The sequence below is a fragment of the Aureitalea sp. L0-47 genome (assembly GCF_026126405.1).
Lineage (GTDB): Bacteria > Bacteroidota > Bacteroidia > Flavobacteriales > Flavobacteriaceae > Pukyongia.
On the sequence record NZ_JAFMTQ010000018.1, the window covers coordinates 22,989 to 46,453 of the forward strand.

The following is a 23,465-nucleotide window of genomic DNA, read 5'->3' on the forward strand; positions in this document are numbered from 1 at the left end:
TATTAAAATCGGATTTTCCGGTAGTAGTTTCTATGAATGGGTTGTTTCATCCACAAATCATTAATCTAAACTATTGTTATGAAAAATCTATTTAAAATATCACTTCTAGCGTTCCTGATGATTTTCGCGACCGCTTGTAGTGACGATGATAACGGGGATACAACACCGGTAACGGAAGATACCATTGCTGTTTTTGTTCAGAACAACCCTGATTATTCTTCACTTCTTGCCGCTCTTGAAAGAGCTGGTCTTGTAGAAACATTAAACGGTTCAACCGAGTACACGGTATTCGCTCCGAACAATGATGCATTTGCTGCTTTCTTGAACGACAACGGGTTCGCCAGCCTGGACGATGTGCCGGTTGACCTTCTTACTAATGTATTATTAAACCACGTAGTTAACGGAACAAATAATTCCGGAGATCTCTCAACAGGGTACATTAACTCTCTGGCAACTTTCGGAACGACTGATTTTAACCTTAGCTTGTTCGTCGATACTAGCTCAGGAGTACGAGTAAATAACGTAGCTTCAGTGACTACACCGGACGTAGCGGTAAGCAATGGTGTAATCCATGCTGTAGATACAGTTATTGGTATTCCGACTATCGTGACTCAGGCAACTGCAAACCCAGATTTCTCTATTCTGGTAGAAGCATTAATCGCTGCTACTGACGCTAACACCGACTACGTAGCTCTATTATCCGGATCTACTTCTTCTCCATTCACAGTATTTGCGCCAACCAACGACGCATTTGCTAACCTATTGGCGACTTTAGGAGTAGCTTCTTTGGATGACATTCCACAGAATGTACTTCAATTGGTGCTAAACTATCACGTAATTGCTGGAGCAAACGTACGCGCCGGAGATCTTTCAGAAGGCCTTACAGCTACAACGTTCCAGGGTGAAGATATTACTATTTCCCTTGCAAACGGACCTCAAATAATCGACGCTACCGGTATGCCATCTAACATCATTGTTACCGATGTTCAAACGGGTAACGGAGTAGTTCACGCTATTGATAAAGTGATCCTTCCACAGGCAGTAATTGACATCATCGATCCTACGATTGCCGGACTTGCAATGATGACTGCAGACCTATCTACGCTGGCCGAAGCGCTTCAAATTACTGGATTAGACGCTGCTTTAAACGACAGATCTGCTGAGTTTACTGTATTTGCACCAGGAAATGCTGCATTCGATGCCTTCCTTTCAGACAATGGATTTGCGAATTTAGGTGAGGTGCCAGTAGATGTATTAACACAAGTTATTCTAAACCACGCCCTAACGGGAACAAATTTATCTACCAGCCTGTCAACTTCATATGATAATACACTGGCTACTTTCGGTACATCCGATGATAACCTAAGTATCTACATCAATACAGATAGTGGAGTAACGCTTAACGGAGTTTCTAACGTAGTAACCCCAGACGTTACAGCTGCCAATGGTGTAGTGCATATCGTTGACGCTGTGATCGGATTGCCAACAGTTGTGACTTTCGCAGTAGCCGATCCAACATTCGAAACACTTGTTGCGGCCCTAACACGTCCGGACCAACCAGACTTCGTCTCTGTTCTTAGCACTGCTAACGGAACAAGTCCAGCTCCGTTCACAGTATTTGCTCCAACAAATGCTGCCTTCGGAGACTTACTAGTCGAATTAGGAATTGGAAGTCTTGACGATATCGATACAGCTACGCTAACAGCTACCCTGAATACGCACGTAATTCCGGAAGCTAATGTTAGAGCTGAAGATCTAGTTGATGGACCGGTTTCAACTCTTGGTGACGATATCACTATCGACGCTACAAACGGCACCATTACCGACCAAAATGGACGCGTAAGTACTATAATCGTTGTGAATGTTCAGGCAGCCAACGGTGTAGTTCACGCTATAGACACAGTACTATTGCCTCAATAGAGCAAAGTTTGTTTGAATTTAGTTAGTTGTTAATCAGGAAACCGTCTCTGTATGCTCACGCAGGGACGGTTTCTGCTTTATAGATAACACTGCTAGTAGTCCTGTAAACTTTCGAAAGTCACCTTGGTAGAAACGAGGGTTTCCCCGTCGATCACCACAGTTTTTTTCTGAATCTTTGCCAGGAGGCTGTCGCTTCGGGTTTGCGTATCAGTAGTTAACTTAAAACTGAATTTTATCCTGGATTCCAGGGAATCTGAGATACCTTCTGTAGACTCCAATACCTGTATCTCTGAAATCTGCACTATCTCGGAATTGCCAATATCCAGTATACTCTCCTGAGACAATGAAAGAAGCTGCTCGCGAAGATCTGTTTCGAATTCCGGATGTGTATTGATCAATTCCTGAAGCTCTGCGTATTCCTGTAATTTTTCAGAAACAATACCCTGATAATTAAGTTCAGAAACTACTGGCATTGCTTCATCGATATCCATCTCTGCGGCAGACACAGTTTCTTCGGCCTCCATGGCTTCGGTAGATTTCATGGCATCCGTCTCCATCCCGCTGTTGCAGGCCATTAACCAAAATAAACTCAGTATGATTATCAATTCCTTTCTCATTGTGTACTGAATTTGAGTTTCACGATCTTTCCATCGGCATAGCGTTTGTCCAGAATCCTAATATTTTTCAAACTACTTGTGGGAATGGTTAGCTTGTTGATGAATTCTTCTTTGGAATACATCTCAATGCCCGAAGAGTTTGGATAGACCTGGAATATCTGGGCCTCATCGGATATAAGATTTGCCAGTTGTTTTCTCCTTTTCTGAAGTTCATTGGTATTCCCAGAACTATAATACTTCAGGATAACAGCGTAATCATCGGTTGCCACAGGTACTATTGCATTCTTGTTCGATTCAATATGCCGAACGATGGTGTCTGTTTTGTGATAAGGAGACTGTATTACGAATCGAATCGTCTTTTCAGAAGTTGTATACTGAAAACACCCAGTACTGTCGGTTTTCATATAAATTGGCGACTCACCCTCCACCAGGACCTTAATGCTAAGGGCTATTTCTGAAATAGGCTCCCCGTAATCCTCGTCTACCATACAGAACTCGTAGGTGTGATCGAAATCGATGAGGCTATAGACGATAAATGCTAAGGGGATAATGGCAAGAGAGTACCAAAGTTTTAACCCTGTTCGATTCGTTCCCGACTTAACCTCGCTATTCGCTTGCTTAAAATCATTCCAGTTTTTATACCCGGCATATCCGCTCAGCAAGTTAAGCATATCGATTCGCGGTAGCTTATCTGCATCGTTCTTAAAATAGGTGTAGAACCATTTTTCACTAACACGACCCTTTGTCTTTTCAAAAAGGTCTTCCTGGAACCCGGTTATCTCCTCTCCTTTCCAATTTCCAATATCCTCAGGGGCACTATGCGTCTCCAAATAGGTCCTGGAAACAGCCTCCCTGAGTAATTCGAAAAGTTTTTTTTGTGCTGAATCCAAGCTTTTAGTAATTGAAAATCAAATAGTTAAAAATTGTAAAACAATTTACAAGGGGTTTACAAGTCATTTGCAACCGTTTCGGTTAAAGCGGGCCTAGGTTTGTTGCTGTAAAACCTAAAAGTATAAAATTATGAGAACAATTAATTCAAAGATCATATCGAAAGCAAGTTGGTTACTCCTTGTGTTTACCCTTTTATTTTCCTGTCATGAAGGTGCCAACTATAGCGAAGAGCTCAAAATGTCTGAAGTAGACGTTGACGAAAGCTTCGAAGCGGTAGAAACTATGGGTGCAGAGGAAACCCCTATAATGAGTTTCAAACCTGATGCAACTCTTACTAAAACGCCCACCAATCTTAAGATCATTAAAACAGCATCGGCCAGGTATAAGGTAAAGGATGTAAAGGTGGCTACCGGACAAATCAGGGCCATTAGCTTGAAATACGATGCTTATATCAGCGACCTGCGGTACGAGAATAACCTCTATCAGAAAGAGAATCGATTAACCATCAAAGTACCCCAGCAGCATTTTGATATGATGATGGATTCAATAGGAAAAGTGGTTGAATTCGTGGAATATGAAAATATCACTACCAAGGATGTTACCGAAGAATATGTCGACCTGCAAGGCCGCCTGGCTACAAAACTGGAGGTAAAGAAACGTTATGAGGAGATCCTTAGAAAAAATGCGAAGACCGTTAAGGATATTCTCGACACCGAGGAGAAGTTACGCGTACTCCAGGAGGAGATCGAATCGGCACAAGGTAGGTTGAAATACCTAACAAACAGGGTTGCCTACAGCACGATCCAGATCGATCTTTACGAGACAGTTGAGTATACTGAAGAGCCTACAAGTTATAAGAAAACCTTTGGTGATAAGACCAAGGAAGGATTGTCATTTGGATGGAATATGATTGAAGCGATAGTATTATTCTTTATCCACATCTGGCCCTTGATTCTCTTCGGATTGATCCTGGCATTCCTCATAAGACGTTGGCTTAAGAAATAGAACCGAAACTGGGTTGGTTACGGGGTTCCCCAATGCGTGAAGACTTTTTCAACTTCGAGAAGTTCCGATCGGTTGGGGAATTCCCTTTTCAACTCTTCCACTAAGGTTTTACCTTTCTCGCAGCCCGTGAACTCATATTGGCATTGATAGCTGTAAGCAATGGCAATGCGATACCTGGCATCGTAATCCCCTGGATACAATTCAAGCGCTTTGTTATACTGAAATAGCGCATTGTGGTAATGCCATTTCTTCAACCAGGCATCACCATCATTGATATAAAAAATAAATTCTTTACTAAGATCCCGAGCGGAATTCTCTTTTACAGTTAGTGCCGGAAGTCCGAAACTAAAATTATGGAACGTCTTGTACCCCAAATAAAAGATCACTGGTAATGCAACTATTAGAAAGGCGGCAAATTTTAAACGCCTTCGACCTCTTTCGCGTATGGTCCTTTCGCGTATCCTGCGGAGCACTATTGGATCGACTCCTTCATTCGGAATAGCTCCTTTTCCTCCAAAATCAAGGGGTTTGTTGTCAAACATAGACCGGGATTTTTTGAACAGTTTCTTCTTGCGCAACAACCTGGCGTTATTGCGAATAACCGACATCATACCGGGAAAAGAACCTGTGACGGACATAAGAAGGATTTAATATATGTTGAAAAATTGCCCAAAAAGTTACCGAGTTCAAATTTCAGAAATAAAAAAAGCCACGGGAGAACCGTGGCTTCAACATAATTTAGAGGAATCTTACTGTTCAGATTCTTCCGCGCCTTCTTCGGCTGCTTGTTCCATGCCTTCTTCAGAAGCGTCCTCAGACGCAGCCGCAGTCAGTGCCGCTACCAAAGCAGCCGTATCCCAATAGCCGTATTCCTCAACAACTTTACCATCCACAAACTGCGCGGTAACATGCACAGGAATCATCATTTCTGTGCCCGTGGAAGCGATTGTCCCTTTCCAAAGCCCCCAGTAATTCACCCAGGTCTCACCTTTGTCTGTAGTTACCATCTCCACATCCCCTTTATCAGATACGAATCCATAGGAGGATAATCCGGACGTGGTCGTTTTATGTGCTTCAACCGTTTCTGCCGGGGTCATCGATTTATCATCTGTGTTGTGATATACCTTGGCGGTATCTGCAAATTTTGCCGTGTAATTTTCCCAGTCGGCCGCTTCATAAGCCGCGATCACTTCTTTGAAAGTGTCAATTTCAGCGGAACTTTGAGTATAGCGCTCAGGACATTCTTCGCAGGCAATAAAAGTACATGCCAGGACAATTATTAATGCTAGTTTTTTCATTTTGAGATTATTTGGTTATAATTTTTTAGTTAGCTGAATAGCTTAGGTCCGGACGCATCCACCCCTGCATTGTTTCCATTTTATCAATTATGGATAGAAGTTCCTTCTGCAATGCAGCTCCTTCTTCGCCCAATAATTGATCGTTTTCAGATTGCAATTGCTCAAACGCCGCAGGATTTTCGGCAGCAACAGCTACAAGGAAGAAAGTACCGTCTGCTCCAAATCCACTGCGGTATACCCTGTAATGCATTTTTGATCCTTTCTGGGCAAATAGCTTCTTGTATTTCTTGGCTATCTCGTTGGCCTTAGCGTAATTTTCAGGAGAAACATAGTACTTCACATTGTTTCTGTACATTTTTCCTTGAGGCATCTGGTTAATACCTGTAGGTTGATAAGATAGTTCCTTGTCCATGGTAATTATATAATCCCTGTGGTCGGTGTAATACTTGTCCATCCTATTGAACATGTCACCAAATGCTTCTTCACCCATTCCTTCTGCCAGTTCCGAGAATATATTGTCATCAAGGTCTGCCATTTTATTTAATGGAGTTATATACGTATAAACAAATTCCGAAGTGGACAGAGTCATCCATGAGGTCTTTGTCACACCGTGCTTTTTACTGTGGCCTACCATTTCTTTGCAGATGGCTTCATATTCACCTATCATGGAAGGTTTTACATAATCTTCATGAATAGCAAATGATTGATAATTCTTGTCTTGCGCGAATCCCGTCACAGACAGTAATAAGATAAGGGCGATTGAAATGTTGAAAATGTTCCTAGTTTTCATTTTATATTGGTTTGGTTAATAACAAATCTGTTTGGTTTCAAAATGAACCCAAGTCAATTACCAGCAAGCAATAAGTGTAGACAAAGGGGAGAGGAGAAATAAATAATTGATAAACAATTAGTTAAAGTTACAACAATTATATTTGGAAAAGTTGAATGAATTTTCTTGCAGAATAAAATTTATATGTTGATCTGCGTTTTCAGAAAGGTTTTATCGGCCGGGCCACTTTGCCACAAGCACTTCAATTTGTATCTTTGCCTCTCTTAAAACTGAAGGAATTCCATGTTCGATAATTTAACCGACAAACTCGATAAAGCCTTACACGTTCTGAAAGGACACGGTAGTATTACCGAAGTTAACGTGGCCGAAACCCTGAAAGAGGTGCGCAGAGCATTACTGGATGCAGATGTTAACTTTAAAACGGCCAAAGAGTTTACCAATAGGGTGAAGGAAAAGGCCCTGGGTCAGAATGTACTGACCACCCTTCAGCCGGGTCAGCTCATGGTGAAGATCGTAAAAGACGAACTCACCGAGTTAATGGGAGGTGATACCGCCGGGCTAGACCTAAGCGGTTCGCCTAGCGTGATCCTTATGTCCGGACTTCAGGGTAGTGGTAAAACTACCTTCTCCGGTAAACTGGCCAACTTCCTTAAAACAAAAAAAACTCGCAAACCACTTTTGGTGGCTTGTGATGTATACCGTCCTGCCGCGATCAACCAGCTACATGTAGTTGGAGATCAGGTTGGTGTTGAGGTCTATTCCGAAGAAGGAAATATGGACCCTGTGGCAATTGCAACCAGCGCTATCGCTCATGCAAAACAGAACGGGTTTAACGTGGTTATTGTCGATACCGCGGGTCGATTAGCGGTGGACGAGGAAATGATGACGGAGATCGCCAATATTCACGCTGCTATCAAACCGAACGAGACACTGTTCGTGGTGGATTCGATGACAGGTCAGGATGCGGTAAATACCGCAAAAGCATTTAACGACAGACTGAATTTTGAAGGTGTTGTCCTTACTAAATTAGATGGTGATACCCGGGGTGGTGCGGCGATCTCGATCAAGAGCGTTGTAGATAAACCTATTAAATTCATCGGTACCGGTGAAAAGATGGATGCCATCGATGTGTTTCACCCTGCCCGTATGGCCGACCGAATCCTGGGAATGGGAGATGTGGTTTCCCTTGTGGAACGCGCCCAGGAGCAATACGACGAGGAAGAGGCCAGGAAACTTCAGAAGAAGATCGCTAAAAACCAGTTTGGTTTCGACGACTTCATGAAGCAGATCCAGCAGGTGAAGAAGATGGGTAGCATGAAAGACCTGGTAGGAATGATACCCGGAGCGGGAAAAGCACTGAAAGATGTTGATATAGACGATGATGCCTTTAAGGGAATTGAGGCGATCATCAACTCTATGACCCCGGATGAACGATCGACTCCTGCACTGATAAATGGAAGCCGCAAAAAGCGTATCGCCAAAGGAAGCGGTACTTCGGTCCAGGAAGTTAACCAACTGCTGAAACAATTCAACCAAATGGCCAAGATGATGAAGATGATGCAAGGTGGCGGAGGCCGCAAGATGATGCAGATGATGAATAAAATGCGATAACCCAAAAACAAGCAACCATGACCATCCTCGACGGAAGAAAAATAAGCAACGACATTAAGGACGAGATCAAGGAAACCGTTGATCAAATGAAAGCCAATGGAGAAAAGGTGCCACACCTGGCGGCTGTCCTTGTTGGGGATGATGGTGCAAGTTTAACCTATGTTGGCAGTAAGGTACGTGCTTGCGAACGCATTGGCTTCGAATCTACGCTGGTACATCTTCCCGATAGTACCACCGAAGAGGAATTACTGGACAAAGTACACGAACTCAATAACAACGACGATATCGATGGATATATCGTGCAGTTACCTCTGCCGAAGCAAATCGATTCTCAAAAAGTACTTCTGGCCGTTGACCCAAAGAAAGATGTGGATGGATTCCACCCAACGAATTTCGGGAATATGGCACTGGATATGCCCACTTTTATCCCGGCAACCCCTTTCGGTATCATGGAATTGCTGGAGCGCTTCGATGTTGAAACCAGCGGAAAACATGCGGTGGTAATAGGCAGGAGTCATATTGTAGGCCGACCAATGAGTATCCTTATGAGCCAGAAAGCGAAACGCGGAAACTGCACAGTTACCCTTACCCATAGCCGCACAAAGGATATTGAGAAATTCACCAAAGATGCTGATATCATTATCTCTGCCTTAGGTGTACCAAACTTTCTGAAAGCCGATATGGTGAAGGATGGTGTGGTAATTATCGATGTGGGGATCACAAGAGTTCCGGACGAAAGTAAACCAAGAGGCTATGCCATTACCGGGGATGTCGACTTTGAAAGTGTAAGTAAAAAAGCTTCTTTTATCACCCCGGTTCCGGGTGGAGTAGGGCCGATGACTATTGCCATGCTACTCAAGAATACTTTACTGGCCAGAGAGAATAGAAGAGCTTAGGACTCCTTTTTTTCGTCTTCTTTTGTAGTTGCTATTGCTTCTGAAATCTCTTCGGAATTGTTATTGTTCGAAAGATATTCCTTTCGGTAAATATTCACGATCACGAGAAATAGACTAATCAGTAGCGGTCCGAAGATCAGCCCAATGAATCCGAAGAGCGGCACTCCCACGATCACACCGATCAAAGTGATGAGTGGATGTACGTTATCCAATCGCTTCAGAACATACAACCGAATGATATTATCGGTAGAACCAACCACGATAAGGCCGTAGAGTAATATTCCCCAGGCCGCAAAGTTATTTCCGGTGGATAGTTCTAAAATGAACACAGGTAATATCCCGATGAGGGTCCCCACGAAAGGGATCATGGAACCGATGGTAACTATCACAAACCAGAAGAAAGGATCCTGAATTCCGAAGATAAAGAAACCGATGAGCGCAATGATTCCCTGGGCCAGGGCCACCAGAGGAATTCCCAGGGCGTTAGAACGAACCATTGCCTGGATCTCTCTGCCAATCACCTTTAAATTGGATTTGCTGATGGGGAGATAGTCGCCTACAGAATTATGTACCAGTCTACGGTTCGTGAACATATAGAACAATATAAAGTACATTAGTCCGAGTGCGATCACTATATCAAAAGTACTTCCCGCCACACTCTGTAAATTGCTGGAAAGCCAGTTCGAAATCGCACCTACGTCAATCTCTGAGGCGAGGTTGAAATTGTATTTTGTCTCTAAATCAACCAGCTCACCCTTTAAAGCTGTTATTACTTTTTCTGAATTCTGTACGGCATTCCCGATCTTGTTACCTAGCATCACGATAACTCCGGACACGGGTAATACGATACCAACAATGGAAGCGAAAATGAGCAAGCTTGCAGCCAGGTTTGAATTCCATCCCTTACGCACCAAACGAAGCATCCAGCCACGCATCAGAACATAAATTGTGATGGCTCCAAGAACTCCCGAGAAATAGGGCATGAGTTCCCTGAAGATCAGTCCCCCTATGAGTATGATCAGAAGCAGTACGAAGATCTGCTGTATGATATGCTGCGGAATAGGCTTGTGCATATGAAAATATAATTAAGCGTAAAGATACATTTTTAAGCTATTAATCCTCGAAAATCATGTTTATCGAGTTTCCGGACTGTTTATCTATTTTATTACTGAAATGGATTAGAAATTGCTACATTAACACGACCAAATTAAATGATCGATATTATGAAAAGAGTAGTTTTAATTATCGCAGTATTGGCGATTGGACTTGTTTCACTAGCCGCATTCAACAAAGATGAGGGGCCTAAGGTAACTATATGCCATATCCCACCAGGGAATCCGGACAACGCTCATTCTATCACTATTAGTATTAATGCTTTGCCGGCACACCTTGCACATGGAGATAGTGAAGGAGCCTGTGATACTCAATGTACATTGGAGACCGATCCGGAGTGCTATTGCGCATTATTTCCTAACGATCCGGAATGTAATTAGCGATAATCGCTTACTTCGCGAATAAGTGATCTAAATTCTTAAAGGCTTTAAATTCCAGGGCATTCCCGCTGGGATCTTTAAAGAACATGGTGGCCTGTTCTCCAACTTCGCCTTCAAAGCGAATGTATGGGTCGATAATGAATTTAATATTCTGCTCTCTAAGTGATTCCGATAGCTGCTTAAAATCTTCCATTGTTAGCACCACACCAAAATGTGGAACGGGTACATCTTTTCCATCCACGGGATTGGTATGTGCGTCTTCTTTCTCTTGTTCCTTAAGGTGGATCACCAGTTGATGTCCGAAGAAATCGAAATCCACCCAATGGTCACTGCTTCTACCTTCGCTACATCCCAAAATGTCCCTGTAAAAAGCGCGGTTCTTGGGTATCTCATTAACAGGAATTGCAAGGTGAAAAGGTCGAATATTATTTTTCATTTCAGTTGTTCACGGTTAAATAATGTATGCTTACTGTTGCCAATTCATTGTTCGGGAATTTTGAAAAATGTGCCGGATCCGAACGCAATCCAACATCCGCTAATATCCGGCTAAAAACGTCCAATTCCAAAATATACTGATCGCTGAATCCATGTGTTGCATCGTATGCAGTGGCCGCTGTCTTTCCAATATTCTGAGCAGCAATACTCGAATCTATCGTATGCAGTTCGATCAGCAACAAACCGAACTTACCAATAAAACGTTTCCAGTTCTCAAAATGCTCCCGAAGATTTTGCTCAACCGCAGCATTGTGAAGCCGCTTACCCGAATCTGAGAAAGCCCCTGTCGAGGTGCTAATTGCTTTTGCTTCTGTATTTTCCGGGTCACTCCACGGCCGATTGTGGTCCAGGAACGTACGAACATTCAGCAGGTCGTTCAATTCAATATCGTAACTCTCCTGAATGTCCTTTTCCAGTTGTTCGGGGTTACCTATATCTCCCCAGATCACCTTGGCCCAGATATCGGCTTTTACCAGGTTGGCTCGGGTCACTTTTAATGCCGCCCTGTTGTAATCCACACCTACCAAAAATAATGGATATTCTTCAAGCAACGTTCCGCGGTGGGTTCGTTGTTCGATGACCTCAAAGAGGTGAATCAAGAAGGCGCCATTACCACATCCCATGTCCAGTATGCCTTTCGGCTGTTCTTCTATGGGTTTGTTAAAAAGTGAAATGATTATATCATCGATCTTTTTAAAATAGGCAGAATGTGCACCACCACTTCCCCAGACATTCATTTCCCGGTCTACATGTATTTCACTCACACTGGAAGAAGAACTTTTAAAGATCAATGCATTTCCGAACATAAGCTCATCTACTCGCCGGAAGGTTGGGATGTATGAGACTGTAACACCATAGGCAGTGGACCTCCGGGCGAAGAATAATCCTTTGTTGGTAAATCGGTAATGCTCATTGTTTTTTGAAAACCATTCGAGGTGAGTAAAGAAGTCCAGAATTTTACTGAAACTAACCGGATCCTCATGAAATTCATCTGCGCTGAACGAAGCTTCCATGAAATATTTGTGAAACATCCCGTCCATTCCCAGCATCACGGTAATAGGCCCTACCAATACCCCTTCAATGTGTTTTTGAATTTGATATTCCACTTCCCGTGCTGCGGTTTCTTCGGAAGTAGGATCGTATTCGCCGGATTTGTATTTGTTCAGAATTCGATTGAGTGCTGTAAATTGTTCTCGTTCAAAATGGCGAGGATGAAATTCCGTGGAGATCTTCATAAAATCCACCACCTCCCTGTATTGTTTGGCTCTTTGGAAAGCAATCGGACTTCGTTTGTTAGTACTTAGATCAACACTATTACTTTTTGCATCTACTTCATACTCCAACCAGCCCTGGGATGCGATCATTCTCAAACCGATATTGAGATAACCCTCATTGCCATCGAAGGATTCATTTAGTTCAGATAGAGTGACCTGATTCTTTTTCATAAGGAAGTCAAGAACTCCCTGTTTTTTCAGAGCATAAATAACGGGTGCGATGGCGATACCGTCCAGATGTCGAAATAGTTCGGCACGATACGCAGATTTTTCCTTGGAAGACAGCATGGTTTACGGTTGTGTTCTACGTAAATATAGCCCTTTTTAACCGTTTTGATTTTACCGTATTAGTTTCGGTTCCAAATATCGAGAAGAATTTTCCAGGCTCCGTTTTCCTTTCGCCAGACAATAAGATATTTCCCTTCGAAATCGGTTTTCTTACCCTTTTTATTTGTAATGCTTCCTTCGTAATAACCGTAGTCATAGGCGTAGTTCCTGAATATTCGAATTTCCAGTGGTGTTATCTTGTGATACATGTTCTTTGAGCCTTCCGGAAAGTTCCAGTAACTCAGTATACCGTCGCTACCTTCAACGATATCCCTGCCACCAGGAAATAGTTTCCCATCGGAGGTGTAAAAACTCGCAATTTGTGCCGCATCGCCATTCATATAGGCTGCGGAGAATGCCTTGATGTTTTCCCTTATCCTATCTTCTTCTGAAAATGCAAGTCGTTTTTTACAATCAATAGTCCATGTTGGATATTGAATATTTTCAGCAGTGTCCACCCATTCTCCCAGCCATTTGAAACCTGTTTCCGTCATATTACTGAATGTGATCCTATAGAACCCATCCATACCATTTGGTGCTTGCTGTTCTTTATACAGAACAATACTGTCCCCTCTTTTTCCACCTTCCCAGGCTGGTAAAACTGTGGTAGGGCCCCTATTGGAATAATAATGCACGTACCATTTGCTGCTATCGGCGATAAACTGCCGTATGCTGCCCGCCTGGGTTCCGTCTTCCAGCCAGGTCTCGTCCTGAACGGCAGTACCATTCATTATGTATTTCCATTTCCAGGTTAAATGCTGTGATTCTGCCCAGCTCCCATCCGGATTCCTGCTGGTGGAGACGCAGTCACATGTGCCAATTAGAGGTGCGAAATCAGCCACTTCCTGTGGTGCCTCGGGATTAAGCCTTCCGTAAGGGTAATTAACAGATACTTCGTATGAATCCGGTACCTGAGAAAAACAAGTCAGGGGAACCAGTAAAATGAGGATTAAATTTTTCATGGTTGATTGTTTTATTTTGAAATGTACTTAGAAACAACCCATAAAAAAAGCCTCTTAACAGAGGCTTAAGATAAATTTGTAAGCTACTTATTCTTCTAAAGTTTCTTCCACTTCACCGTCCCAACCTACCATAAAGTATTTGAAGGTAGCTGTTTCAGGGATTTGTGTAGCTTCTACTTTGGCTGAGAAATTGTAACGAAGGTTCTCAGGAAGTTGTTTTTTGTCTATAGTGATAAAGACATCACTGTCTTTCAGAAATACAACAATAGAGTTGATCGCATTCTCTATGGCGACAATTTCGTAATTGAGTTTTACGTCCGCAAAAGTACTTCCAAGTCCAAGGCCTTTGTCGGTTATGTAACGCTCGTCAAAGATTTGGATATTGGTGATACGGGAATTGGGATCATCTTCGTTTTCCGGAGAGAGCAACATTAGCTTCTTTCCGCCTTTTTCGTAGATCTCTACTTCTCCTCTCGTTTCAGGGGCTTCCTCAAGCTCGGTAAGAGAGACGATAGAATCATTTGCGAAAATAGAATCCAGTTGACGCATCTGGGTTGTTTTATTTATCGGGCCAATACTGTCCTTTGAAATCAGGAAGGGATCGCTGTCTTTACCGCATTGGGTAAGTAGCAATAGGCAAATCGTGGATAGTAATAGTAATTTTTTCATCTATTTATAAACTTGAATTTAGGTTGTGGTATTGTCTTATTTTAAAATTTTTGTGAGGATTCCGAGTACGCTTCGTATAACAGTTGGACTGGTAAGCACCTTTTCCAGCGGACTTCTGGAGGTGCGTCTTCGTCTACTTCGGCTGCGCCCCGAAGAAGATCTGCTGGCCGCTTCCTTTTCCTTTCTGGCCTTTTCCTTGGCTTCTTCCTGGTTGGCTGTTTCAATCTTTTCATTCAGCAACTCATAGGCACTTTCCCTGTCGAGTTCTTTATTGTACTTAGAAATAAGTTTAGACTCACCCAAAAGGTCTGTTAGTTCGTCGTCTTCCAACACATCCATTCGGCTCATTGGTGCACGTAGCAAGGTAGCGGCAAGTGGGGTAGGTATACCTTTTTCATTCAGTGCCGAAACCAACGCTTCGCCAATACCCAAAGAGGTAAGTACTTCGTCTGTCTTGTAATATTCTGAAATGGGGTAATTCTCAGCAGTGAGTTTTATTGCCTTCCGATCCTTGGCTGTGAAGGCACGAAGCGCGTGCTGGACTTTCAATCCTAACTGACTCAAAACCGCATCCGGTACATCGGTTGGATTTTGAGTTACAAAGTAAAGACCTACACCTTTTGAGCGAATCAGTTTTACGATACTTTCTATTTGGTCCAGTAATGCGTCGCTTGCCTCTTTGAATATAAGGTGAGCTTCGTCTATAAAGATCACTAGTTCAGGTCGGCCACTATCTCCTTGTTCCGGAAAGGTACTGTAGACTTCAGCAAGCAAACAAAGCATAAAGGTTGAGAACAACTTTGGCCGGTCCTGTATATCGGTAAGCCGAACAATGTTGATATATCCCATACCGTTCTCGTCTACCCGTAACAGGTCGTCAGTGTCAAAGGACTTTTCTCCAAAGAAAAGGTCTCCGCCCTGCTGCTCCAATTCAACGATCTTCCGAAGGATAGCTCCGGAGGAAGCAGGTGAAATCCGTCCGTATTCTTTCGCTATCTCCGCTTTTCCCTCTTCGGTTGAATACTGAAGGATCTTCTTGAAATCCTTAAGATCGAGCAACGGAAGTTTATTGTCGTCGCAATATTTGAAAAGTATGGAAATGATTCCCGCCTGGGTTTCAGAAACCCCTAGTATCCTCGAGATCAATACCGGTCCGAATTCACTTACAGTTGCTCTTAGTCTAACGCCGTCCTGTTCGGACAATGATAGGATCTCAACGGGAAATTTCTTTGGTTCGAAAGGAATTCCGATCTTTTCGTGACGTTCGTCGATCTTTGGATGTCCCGGACTGGGTTGCGCTATTCCACTCAGGTCACCTTTCATATCCATAAGTAGCACAGGCACACCTTTCTCGGAAAGGTTTTCCGCTAGGATCTGTAGAGTTTTCGTCTTACCGGTACCGGTGGCACCAGCGATAAGCCCATGACGGTTCATAGTCTTGAGAGGAATCTTAACCAGCGCGTTTGTAACAGCTTCGCCATCCAGCATGGCTGCTCCAAGTGTTATGAAGTCACCCTTGGTTTTATAGCCTTCATTGATATGATCGAAGAATACCTGCGTATCTGCCATATTTCTAATTTTCGATAAAAATAGGAATTGTGAAGAAGCTTGTGAAATATTACGTATTTTAAATTGAAAATAACGTATTTATGATACTATATACTCGTCAAATCTTGTTTCTTCTATCTGTTATGCTTCTGTTTGCTTGCAATTCTTCTTCAGAGGAACACTTGATAAGTAACGATCTTGTATTTCACCCTTCGCACGAGCCTTCGAGAGCCGACAAGCCATTCAGTGATGCGGTTCAGGCAGGTAGTACATTTTACCTCACAGGCCAGATAGGGCTCGATCATTCAACAGGAAAATTGGTTGAGGGCGGAATCGAAGCAGAAACCCGGCAAACCCTCGAGAATATCAAGGATGTACTGGCATATCACAATATGGAGATGAACGATGTTGTGAAGGCTACAGTGATCCTTGATAGTATTGGTGATTTCTCAGCTTTTAATTCCATCTATATACACTATTTTCCCAACAAACCAGCCAGAACCACCTTTGCAGCGGAATCCATTGCCAGAAATGCTAAAATTGAGATTGAAGTAGTTGCTTTTAGACCTGATTAGCTAATAACTTTGGACGTTGATGATTTCAAAACAAAAGAAAACATCCTCCCAACCAGAGTGAGGAGGATGCTTTAAATTTAAATTTGTGTTCTGTTATTACTTAGTAAACGGAACTTTTACACGAGTATTACCCCATCCAAGGTGCATATCTACACCATTATCACTTTCGTCAAAAGCGATAGAAAATGCCTCAAGGCTTTCTTTAGCCGTTCCTGTGGGTACTGTAATCCTGGCGACATCATTCGCCTCATTGTAGGAATAGGATCCCCAAACATTCACATCGCTGTTGATGATAGCTGTCCATTCGGTTTCACCCGGAATGGTAAAGAAAGAATACGTACCGGCCTTCACCGTCGTGTTGCCTAGTTTCATGTCGGTGTACAAAGTAAGCTCGGCCGCCTCGTTGGCACCGGTTCGCCATACCTTGTCCGGTTGCGCTAGGGATTCTACCGTACGACCCTTTAATTGGGGTCGGCTGTAAGCTATTTTTATCGCCTTTTCTGAAACCCGGTAACTTGACGGAAAGGATGCTACGTCCATCGGACTTTTATCAAGATCTGAGAATTTTTGGGCGTATAACGAATCTGAAATTGCAACGCTTAGTGCAAGTGCTAAAAAAAGTAAGAATTTTTGTTTCATAAATCTGTTTTTTAAGAAATGGAAAGTTACGTTTTTTAAGAATCGACTATCCATAAAGTTTTGTGAAAATTTTGAAGGAGTTGAATACGTATTTTGTCGCGAATTGATAAGAAAGCTTACCGGAAAAAATTAATCAGAAAATTCCTTAATTTTGGGACAATTTTTTTCACAAAAATTTGTTAATAACTTAATAGCTCAAATATGCCGAAACCCTAGATTTTATGAGGGGTTTTGTTATATTTGTTTGTTAGTGAAATTTTGTAAAATCTACCTATTTTATGAGTGACGAAAAGAAGGACGAAAAAGAGATAAAAGTTTACGGTGCGGATAGTATTCAGGCACTGGAAGGAATGGAGCATGTACGCATGCGTCCATCCATGTATATCGGGGATGTAGGTGTACGCGGTTTGCACCACCTTGTTTATGAAGTTGTAGATAACTCCATCGATGAGGCAATGGCGGGGTATTGCGATACTATCGACGTATGGATCAACGAGGACAATTCCGTAACCGTAAAGGATAACGGTAGGGGTATTCCGGTAGATATGCACAAGAAGGAAGGAGTTTCCGCCCTGGAGGTAGTAATGACGAAGATCGGTGCCGGGGGAAAGTTCGACAAAGATTCCTATAAAGTTTCGGGAGGACTTCACGGAGTGGGGGTTTCCGTAGTAAACGCGTTGTCGGGTAGTCTAAAGGCTACGGTTCACCGCGATGGAAAAATGTGGGAACAGGAGTATGAACGTGGAAAGACACTTTATCCGGTTAAATCGGTTGGTGAGACAGATTATCGTGGTACTGTCGTGACCTTTAAGCCGGATCACGAAATATTTAAAGAAAGTCAGGTATATAATTACGAAACCCTGGCAAACCGACTTCGGGAACTTTCTTTCCTGAACAAGGGACTTACAATATCAATTACCGACAAGCGGAATAAAGACGAGAAAGGGGAGTTTGTGCATGAGACTTTCCATTCTGAAGAAGGATTAAAGGAATTCATCCGTTACCTGGATGGTAATCGTGAGCCACTGATAAGTGAAGTGATCTCCATGGAAGGTGAGAAGAACGATATTCCTGTGGAAGTAGCTATGGTCTACAACACTTCGTTCAACGAGAATTTACATTCCTATGTGAATAATATCAACACCCACGAGGGGGGAACCCACCTTTCCGGTTTCAGAAGAGGTCTAACCACTATGTTGAAGCGCTATGCCGATAATTCCGGGATGCTGGACAAGTTGAAGTTCGACATTTCCGGAGATGACTTCCGCGAAGGGCTAACCGCGATTGTTTCGGTAAAGGTTGCTGAACCCCAGTTCGAGGGTCAGACCAAGACAAAACTCGGAAATCGCGAGGTGAGTTCAGCAGTGAGCCAGGCCGTTTCAGAAATGCTTGAGAACTACCTGGAGGAACACCCCAGTGATGCTAAAATCATCGTTCAGAAGGTTATTCTTGCAGCTCAGGCACGTCATGCGGCGCGCAAAGCCCGTGAGATGGTACAGCGCAAGACCGTGATGAGTGGAGGAGGACTACCCGGGAAATTGTCGGATTGCTCCGAACAAGATCCGGAAAAATGCGAAGTATTCCTCGTGGAGGGAGACTCGGCAGGAGGAACTGCCAAACAAGGTCGTGACAGAAAATTCCAGGCCATTTTACCCCTACGTGGTAAGATACTGAATGTGGAAAAAGCTATGCAACACAAGGTGTTTGAGAACGAAGAGATTCGGAATATCTTCACAGCTTTAGGGGTCACTATAGGCACCGAGGAAGACAGTAAAGCGTTAAACCTTGAAAAATTACGATACCACAAAATCGTGATCATGTGTGATGCGGATGTGGATGGTAGCCATATCGCAACTTTGATCCTCACCTTCTTCTTCCGTTATATGAAAGACCTTATAGAAGCCGGCCACGTTTATATTGCCACTCCGCCATTGTATCTTGTCAAGAAGGGCAATAAAAAGGCATACGCCTGGAATGATAAGGAACGCGATGAGTTGAACGAATCCTATGGAGGTAGCGCTACCATTCAGCGGTATAAAGGTCTTGGAGAGATGAATGCCGAGCAGTTATGGGTTACCACGATGAAGCCTGAAAACCGCACGCTTCGTCAGGTAACCATTGATAATGGAACCGAGGCTGATCGTGTATTCTCAATGCTAATGGGTGATGAAGTTCCGCCAAGGCGTGAGTTTATTGAGAAGAATGCGGTCTACGCAAATATTGATGCCTAAGATTTCTTCGGAATAAAACGTAGCCCCGCCATAGTGCGGGGCTTTATATTTTAGGATATTCAGAATTGAAAATCAAATAGATAATTGTATTTTTGCAGCTCGAAATTCAATCATCAAATTTAAAATTTAATTTCATGAAAGTAACTGTAGTTGGAGCGGGAGCAGTAGGTGCAAGTTGTGCCGAATATATCGCCATTAAAGACTTCGCGAGTGAAGTAGTATTGTTGGATATCAAAGAAGGTTATGCCGAAGGGAAAGCTATGGACCTGATGCAAACGGCATCACTCAATGGTTTCGATACTAAGATAACCGGTACTACAAACGACTATTCCAAAACTGCAAACAGTGACATTTGTGTGATCACAAGTGGAATCCCACGCAAGCCCGGAATGACTCGAGAAGAGCTAATTGGGATCAACGCAGGTATTGTGAAATCTGTTTCTTCCAGCCTTATTGAACATTCTCCAAATACGATCATGATCGTGGTGAGTAACCCTATGGATACTATGACTTACCTGGTTCATAAAACTACAGACCTTCCCAAAAACCGAATCATTGGTATGGGTGGAGCATTAGATAGTGCACGCTTTAAATATCGCCTTGCAGAGGCCTTAGGAGCGCCTATCAGCGATGTTGATGGAATGGTGATTGGTGGACACAGCGACAAAGGAATGCTGCCATTAACGCGTCTCGCAACGCGTAATAGTGTAGCAGTTTCTAAGTTTATTTCCGAAGAGAGATTACAACAAGTTATGGAGGATACCAAGGTAGGAGGGGCGACACTTACCAAGTTGCTAGGGACTTCAGCCTGGTATGCACCGGGAGCGGCAGTATCCGGACTAGTGCAAGCTATAGCAATGGATCTTAAGAAAATGTTCCCATGTTCTGCCTTGCTGGACGGACAATACGGTCTGAATGACCTTTGTATTGGCGTTCCGGTTATTCTAGGTAGAAATGGAATTGAAGAGATAGTGGAGATCGAACTCACAGATGCCGAGATGGCCAAAATGGCCGAAAGTGCTGAAGGAGTTAGCAAAACGAATGGGCTTTTAGATGTCTAAATCAGGTCGTTAAATCAAACAAAAAGGCCGCTGCAACGGCCTTTTTTTATTGGTCATTTTCAAAGGAAAATAATTGTCATTTCCTTTTTGAAAACCTATATTTGCACGTTTTTAAAATCATCTAAATACCTATAGAATGCAAAATAAAGGACTAGTTACCGTATTTGCGATCATCTTTGGGTTGGTGTGTTTGTACCAACTTTCTTTCACTTTTGTCGCGAATAAGGTAGAGGGTGAAGCTGAGGCTTATGCGAAAGGATTATACGATGCCTCTCAACCGGACGAGCGTATTGAAGCTGAAGCGAAGTACCTGGACTCAGTGGCTAACACCCCGGTTTTCGCCGGAATCACCTACAGCGATTCCAAGGAGAAAGAACTAAATAAGGGACTTGACCTTAAAGGAGGAATCAACGTGATTCTTCAGGTGTCTGTACGTGACATCCTTGAAGGCCTTGCCAATAACTCTAAAGATCCTGCATTCAACCAGGCATTGAACAATGCTGAAGAACTTCAGAAGAACAGTCAGGAACCCTACCTGGAAGACTTCTTTACTGCCTTCGAGGCAATTCCCGGGGATAACAAACTGGCGTCAACCAGTATTTTCTTCAATAAGAACCTGGAAGACGATATAAGCCGTGATGATACCAACGGGGATGTACAGCAGGTGCTTAGACGTAAAGTTGACGAAGCCATGGTTTCTGCCTTTGAAGTACTTCGTAAGCGTATCGATAAATTCGGTGTTACTCAACCAAACCTGCAACGTTTAGGTAATTCAGGAAGGATACTTGTAGAACTTCCCGGGGCAAAAGATATAGAAAGAACTAAAGACCTTATTACACAAACCGCTCAGCTTGAATTCTGGGATGTGTATAAAGCACAGGAGGTGCAATCTTTCCTCTTAACCGCAGATGCAACCTTGAAGGGAATCCTTTCTCCGGAAACGGATGAGGAAGTAGCCGATTCTACCGATACGGAGAACGAAGTGATTGAAGATATTCTCGGAGGTGAAGAAGTAGATGAAGAAGCAGATCCTGCCAAGGAAAACCCTTTGATGTCTAAATTAGTCGACTTCGGAAGACCAGATGGTCCGGTGATCGCGACAGCATTGGCTTCAGATACTGATATCGTCTTACAATACCTGGAAACTCCTCAGGTAAGAGCGCAGCTACCGAATGATCTACGCTATATTAAATTCGCTTGGGGCGTTGAGAGAGAAGTAGAAACCACCGAAGGTGAAACAGTATCGCTTCAGGATCTTTATGGTATTAAAGGAAACCGCGACATGGTGCCTCCATTGAGTGGAGGTGTTGTAGTGGATGCAGCACAATCCTATGATCCTTCCGGCCGCGTGTCTGTAGATATGCAGATGAACGGTAAAGGAGCTAAAGTATGGGAAGACATGACAGGCGCTGCTTACACCAATGGTAGTCAGATTGCCATCGTTCTTGATGACATAGTATATTCGGCACCAGGTGTAACAACCGGAGCTATTGCGGGTGGACGTAGTTCCATTACCGGTGATTTCACTATTAACGAAGGACAGGATTTAGCAAACGTATTAAGAGCAGGTAAATTACCCGCTTCTGCAGATATTATTCAAGCTGAGATCGTAGGGCCAACCCTCGGTCAGGAGGCAATCGATAGTGGTGTACTCTCGTTCCTTATCGCCTTAGGATTTGTACTGGTATGGATGGTGTTTTATTACGGTAGAGCCGGTCTTTTTGCCGACGTTGCCCTTGTAGTGAACATTCTATTCATTTTTGGTGTACTAGCCGGACTAGGTGCAGTATTGACCTTACCTGGTATTGCCGGTATTGTACTTACGATTGGTATCTCGGTTGATGCAAACGTACTGATCTTCGAAAGGATCAGGGAAGAGCTGGCCAAAGGGAAAGCGCAGAAGGATGCGATCAAGGATGGTTTCAACAACGCCTTGTCATCCATTCTCGATGCGAACATCACAACAGGTCTTACAGGTCTGATACTTCTTGTATTCGGAACAGGGCCGATTCAAGGTTTCGCGACCACGCTACTTATAGGTATCCTTACGTCCTTGTTCACGGCGATCTTTATCACGAGATTGTTCATCGACCGATACACTAAGAATGGTAAACCGCTTCCTTGTTCTACTTCATTTACCAAGAATCTGTTTAAAAACGTAAATATCAATTTCCTAGGAAAGAGAAAAGTGGCTTATGTGATCTCAGGATTGTTGATCATCGCCAGTTTAGGTTCGTTATTTACAGTTGGTCTTAACCAGGGTGTTGATTTCGTTGGTGGTAGAACGTATACGGTACGTTTTGATAAAGACGTGAATGCGACCGATATCCAGAATGACATGATCGCTGTTTTCGGAAGTGCCGAGGCAAAGACATACGGTGGTGACAACCAGCTTAAAATTACAACTAAATACAAGGTTGACGATACTGGTGAAGAAGTGGATGCCGAGATCGAGCAAATGCTTTTCGAGGGATTGCAGAAAAACCTGCCTGCCGGAATCACATACCAGGATTTTATTAGTGATGATGAAGGCAAGGAAGTAGGGCGTATGCAATATTACAAGGTAAGTCCGACAATTGCGGATGATATCAAGAAAGCTTCCTTCTGGGCGGTACTTGGATCTCTGGCAGTAGTATTCCTCTACATCCTGTTGCGTTTCCGTAGATGGCAATTCAGTTTGGGAGCCGTTGCCGCAGTATTCCACGATGTCTTGATCGTATTGGGAATCTTCTCACTTACATACAAGATCATGCCGTTCAACATGGAGATCGACCAGTCGTTCATCGCGGCGATCTTAACGGTGATTGGTTACTCGCTGAACGATACAGTGGTTGTATTCGACCGTATCCGTGAGTTCTTTAACGAGCATTCAAGTTGGAAGATGAATCGTATCATTAACAGTGCATTGAATAGTACCTTGAGTAGAACATTGAACACCTCGATGACCACACTTATCGTACTTCTTACGATCTTTATCCTGGGAGCAGAATCCATTCGTGGATTGATCTTCGCCCTGATCATCGGTGTGCTTGTAGGTACTTACTCATCGCTTTTCATCGCGACTCCGGTATTCTTCGATACAGTGAAGAAACGAGGTATTGATCTTAGCGATAAGAAAGACGAAGAAGAGGAAGAAGAGAAGAAATAGTCTTCAGAAGATATT

General features: G+C 43.2%; 21 protein-coding genes. 9 read left to right on the top strand and 12 right to left on the bottom strand.

Going from position 1 to position 23,465, the window contains the following annotated elements:
- The first annotated feature begins 78 nt into the window (after window positions 1-78).
- Window positions 79-1,920 carry a fasciclin domain-containing protein gene (locus J1N09_RS14005; protein ID WP_265200870.1) on the top strand — a complete coding sequence of 614 codons (1,842 nt, stop codon included), beginning with the start codon at window positions 79-81 and terminating at the stop codon, window positions 1,918-1,920.
- A gap of 92 nt (window positions 1,921-2,012) precedes the next feature.
- On the opposite strand, the gene J1N09_RS14010 is transcribed toward J1N09_RS14005, so the two are convergent.
- Both J1N09_RS14010 and J1N09_RS14015 read right to left on the bottom strand, forming a co-directional pair.
- Window positions 2,013-2,537: a hypothetical protein gene (locus tag J1N09_RS14010; RefSeq protein WP_265200871.1), complete on the bottom strand. Its 525-nt coding sequence runs from the start codon at window positions 2,535-2,537 to the stop codon at window positions 2,013-2,015.
- Window positions 2,534-3,427, bottom strand: a complete 894-nt coding sequence (locus tag J1N09_RS14015) for a hypothetical protein (protein ID WP_265200872.1) — start codon at window positions 3,425-3,427, stop codon at window positions 2,534-2,536. Before J1N09_RS14015 ends, J1N09_RS14010 begins: the two co-directional genes overlap by 4 nt.
- A 130-nt stretch (window positions 3,428-3,557) precedes the next feature.
- Here J1N09_RS14015 and J1N09_RS14020 point away from each other — a divergent pair, with 130 nt between their 5' ends.
- Window positions 3,558-4,433, top strand: coding sequence for a DUF4349 domain-containing protein (locus J1N09_RS14020; RefSeq protein ID WP_265200873.1), 876 nt, complete (start codon window positions 3,558-3,560; stop codon window positions 4,431-4,433).
- A gap of 17 nt (window positions 4,434-4,450) precedes the next feature.
- Here J1N09_RS14020 and J1N09_RS14025 read toward each other — a convergent pair whose 3' ends face one another.
- The 3 genes from J1N09_RS14025 to J1N09_RS14035 all read right to left on the bottom strand — a co-directional run bounded on the left by J1N09_RS14025 (window position 4,451) and on the right by J1N09_RS14035 (window position 6,521).
- A complete protein-coding gene (locus tag J1N09_RS14025) occupies window positions 4,451-5,071 on the bottom strand; it encodes a tetratricopeptide repeat protein (RefSeq protein WP_265200874.1) in 621 nt (206 codons plus the stop codon).
- Between the two features lie 111 nt (window positions 5,072-5,182).
- Entirely contained in the window at window positions 5,183-5,731 is a 549-nt protein-coding gene (locus J1N09_RS14030; RefSeq protein ID WP_265200875.1) for a nuclear transport factor 2 family protein, read from the bottom strand.
- Window positions 5,732-5,756: 25 nt separating this feature from the next.
- Window positions 5,757-6,521, bottom strand: a complete 765-nt coding sequence (locus J1N09_RS14035) for a hypothetical protein (RefSeq protein WP_265200876.1) — start codon at window positions 6,519-6,521, stop codon at window positions 5,757-5,759.
- Window positions 6,522-6,803: 282 nt separating this feature from the next.
- Between J1N09_RS14035 and ffh the strand changes: the two genes are divergently transcribed.
- Both ffh and J1N09_RS14045 read left to right on the top strand, forming a co-directional pair.
- Complete coding sequence (gene ffh, locus J1N09_RS14040; protein WP_265200877.1) at window positions 6,804-8,132, top strand: signal recognition particle protein; 1,329 nt, start codon at window positions 6,804-6,806, stop codon at window positions 8,130-8,132.
- A gap of 17 nt (window positions 8,133-8,149) precedes the next feature.
- Window positions 8,150-9,028 (top strand): bifunctional 5,10-methylenetetrahydrofolate dehydrogenase/5,10-methenyltetrahydrofolate cyclohydrolase, encoded by an 879-nt coding sequence (locus J1N09_RS14045; protein ID WP_265200878.1) that lies wholly within the window; start codon window positions 8,150-8,152, stop codon window positions 9,026-9,028.
- Here the strand turns inward: J1N09_RS14045 and J1N09_RS14050 are convergent.
- Entirely contained in the window at window positions 9,025-10,101 is a 1,077-nt protein-coding gene (locus J1N09_RS14050; protein ID WP_265200879.1) for an AI-2E family transporter, read from the bottom strand. The genes J1N09_RS14045 and J1N09_RS14050 overlap by 4 nt on opposite strands.
- A gap of 150 nt (window positions 10,102-10,251) precedes the next feature.
- Between J1N09_RS14050 and J1N09_RS14055 the strand changes: the two genes are divergently transcribed.
- Window positions 10,252-10,521: a hypothetical protein gene (locus tag J1N09_RS14055; protein WP_265200880.1), complete on the top strand. Its 270-nt coding sequence runs from the start codon at window positions 10,252-10,254 to the stop codon at window positions 10,519-10,521.
- A 10-nt stretch (window positions 10,522-10,531) separates the two neighbouring features.
- Here J1N09_RS14055 and J1N09_RS14060 read toward each other — a convergent pair whose 3' ends face one another.
- The 5 genes from J1N09_RS14060 to J1N09_RS14080 all read right to left on the bottom strand — a co-directional run bounded on the left by J1N09_RS14060 (window position 10,532) and on the right by J1N09_RS14080 (window position 15,817).
- The gene (locus tag J1N09_RS14060; RefSeq protein WP_265200881.1) at window positions 10,532-10,957 is read right to left on the bottom strand and encodes a VOC family protein; all 426 of its coding nucleotides are present in this window, start codon (window positions 10,955-10,957) and stop codon (window positions 10,532-10,534) included.
- Window position 10,958: 1 nt separating this feature from the next.
- Complete coding sequence (locus J1N09_RS14065) at window positions 10,959-12,578, bottom strand: class I SAM-dependent methyltransferase (protein WP_265200882.1); 1,620 nt, start codon at window positions 12,576-12,578, stop codon at window positions 10,959-10,961.
- A 59-nt stretch (window positions 12,579-12,637) separates the two neighbouring features.
- Window positions 12,638-13,579: a YybH family protein gene (locus J1N09_RS14070; protein ID WP_265200883.1), complete on the bottom strand. Its 942-nt coding sequence runs from the start codon at window positions 13,577-13,579 to the stop codon at window positions 12,638-12,640.
- A gap of 87 nt (window positions 13,580-13,666) precedes the next feature.
- Window positions 13,667-14,248 carry a hypothetical protein gene (locus tag J1N09_RS14075; RefSeq protein ID WP_265200884.1) on the bottom strand — a complete coding sequence of 194 codons (582 nt, stop codon included), beginning with the start codon at window positions 14,246-14,248 and terminating at the stop codon, window positions 13,667-13,669.
- Window positions 14,249-14,284: 36 nt separating this feature from the next.
- Window positions 14,285-15,817 carry a DUF853 domain-containing protein gene (locus J1N09_RS14080; RefSeq protein WP_265200885.1) on the bottom strand — a complete coding sequence of 511 codons (1,533 nt, stop codon included), beginning with the start codon at window positions 15,815-15,817 and terminating at the stop codon, window positions 14,285-14,287.
- A gap of 80 nt (window positions 15,818-15,897) precedes the next feature.
- Here J1N09_RS14080 and J1N09_RS14085 point away from each other — a divergent pair, with 80 nt between their 5' ends.
- Complete coding sequence (locus J1N09_RS14085; protein ID WP_265200886.1) at window positions 15,898-16,371, top strand: RidA family protein; 474 nt, start codon at window positions 15,898-15,900, stop codon at window positions 16,369-16,371.
- Window positions 16,372-16,467: 96 nt separating this feature from the next.
- Here J1N09_RS14085 and J1N09_RS14090 read toward each other — a convergent pair whose 3' ends face one another.
- A complete protein-coding gene (locus J1N09_RS14090; protein ID WP_265200887.1) occupies window positions 16,468-17,010 on the bottom strand; it encodes a DUF2911 domain-containing protein in 543 nt (180 codons plus the stop codon).
- A 278-nt stretch (window positions 17,011-17,288) separates the two neighbouring features.
- On the opposite strand from J1N09_RS14090, the gene gyrB reads away from it, so the two are divergent.
- From gyrB to secDF, 3 genes are all read left to right on the top strand, one after another.
- A complete protein-coding gene (gyrB, locus tag J1N09_RS14095) occupies window positions 17,289-19,241 on the top strand; it encodes a DNA topoisomerase (ATP-hydrolyzing) subunit B (protein ID WP_265200888.1) in 1,953 nt (650 codons plus the stop codon).
- 134 nt (window positions 19,242-19,375) lie between these two features.
- Window positions 19,376-20,302, top strand: coding sequence for a malate dehydrogenase (mdh, locus tag J1N09_RS14100; protein ID WP_265200889.1), 927 nt, complete (start codon window positions 19,376-19,378; stop codon window positions 20,300-20,302).
- 136 nt (window positions 20,303-20,438) lie between these two features.
- Window positions 20,439-23,450: a protein translocase subunit SecDF gene (gene secDF, locus J1N09_RS14105; protein WP_265200890.1), complete on the top strand. Its 3,012-nt coding sequence runs from the start codon at window positions 20,439-20,441 to the stop codon at window positions 23,448-23,450.
- Window positions 23,451-23,465 lie beyond the last annotated feature (15 nt).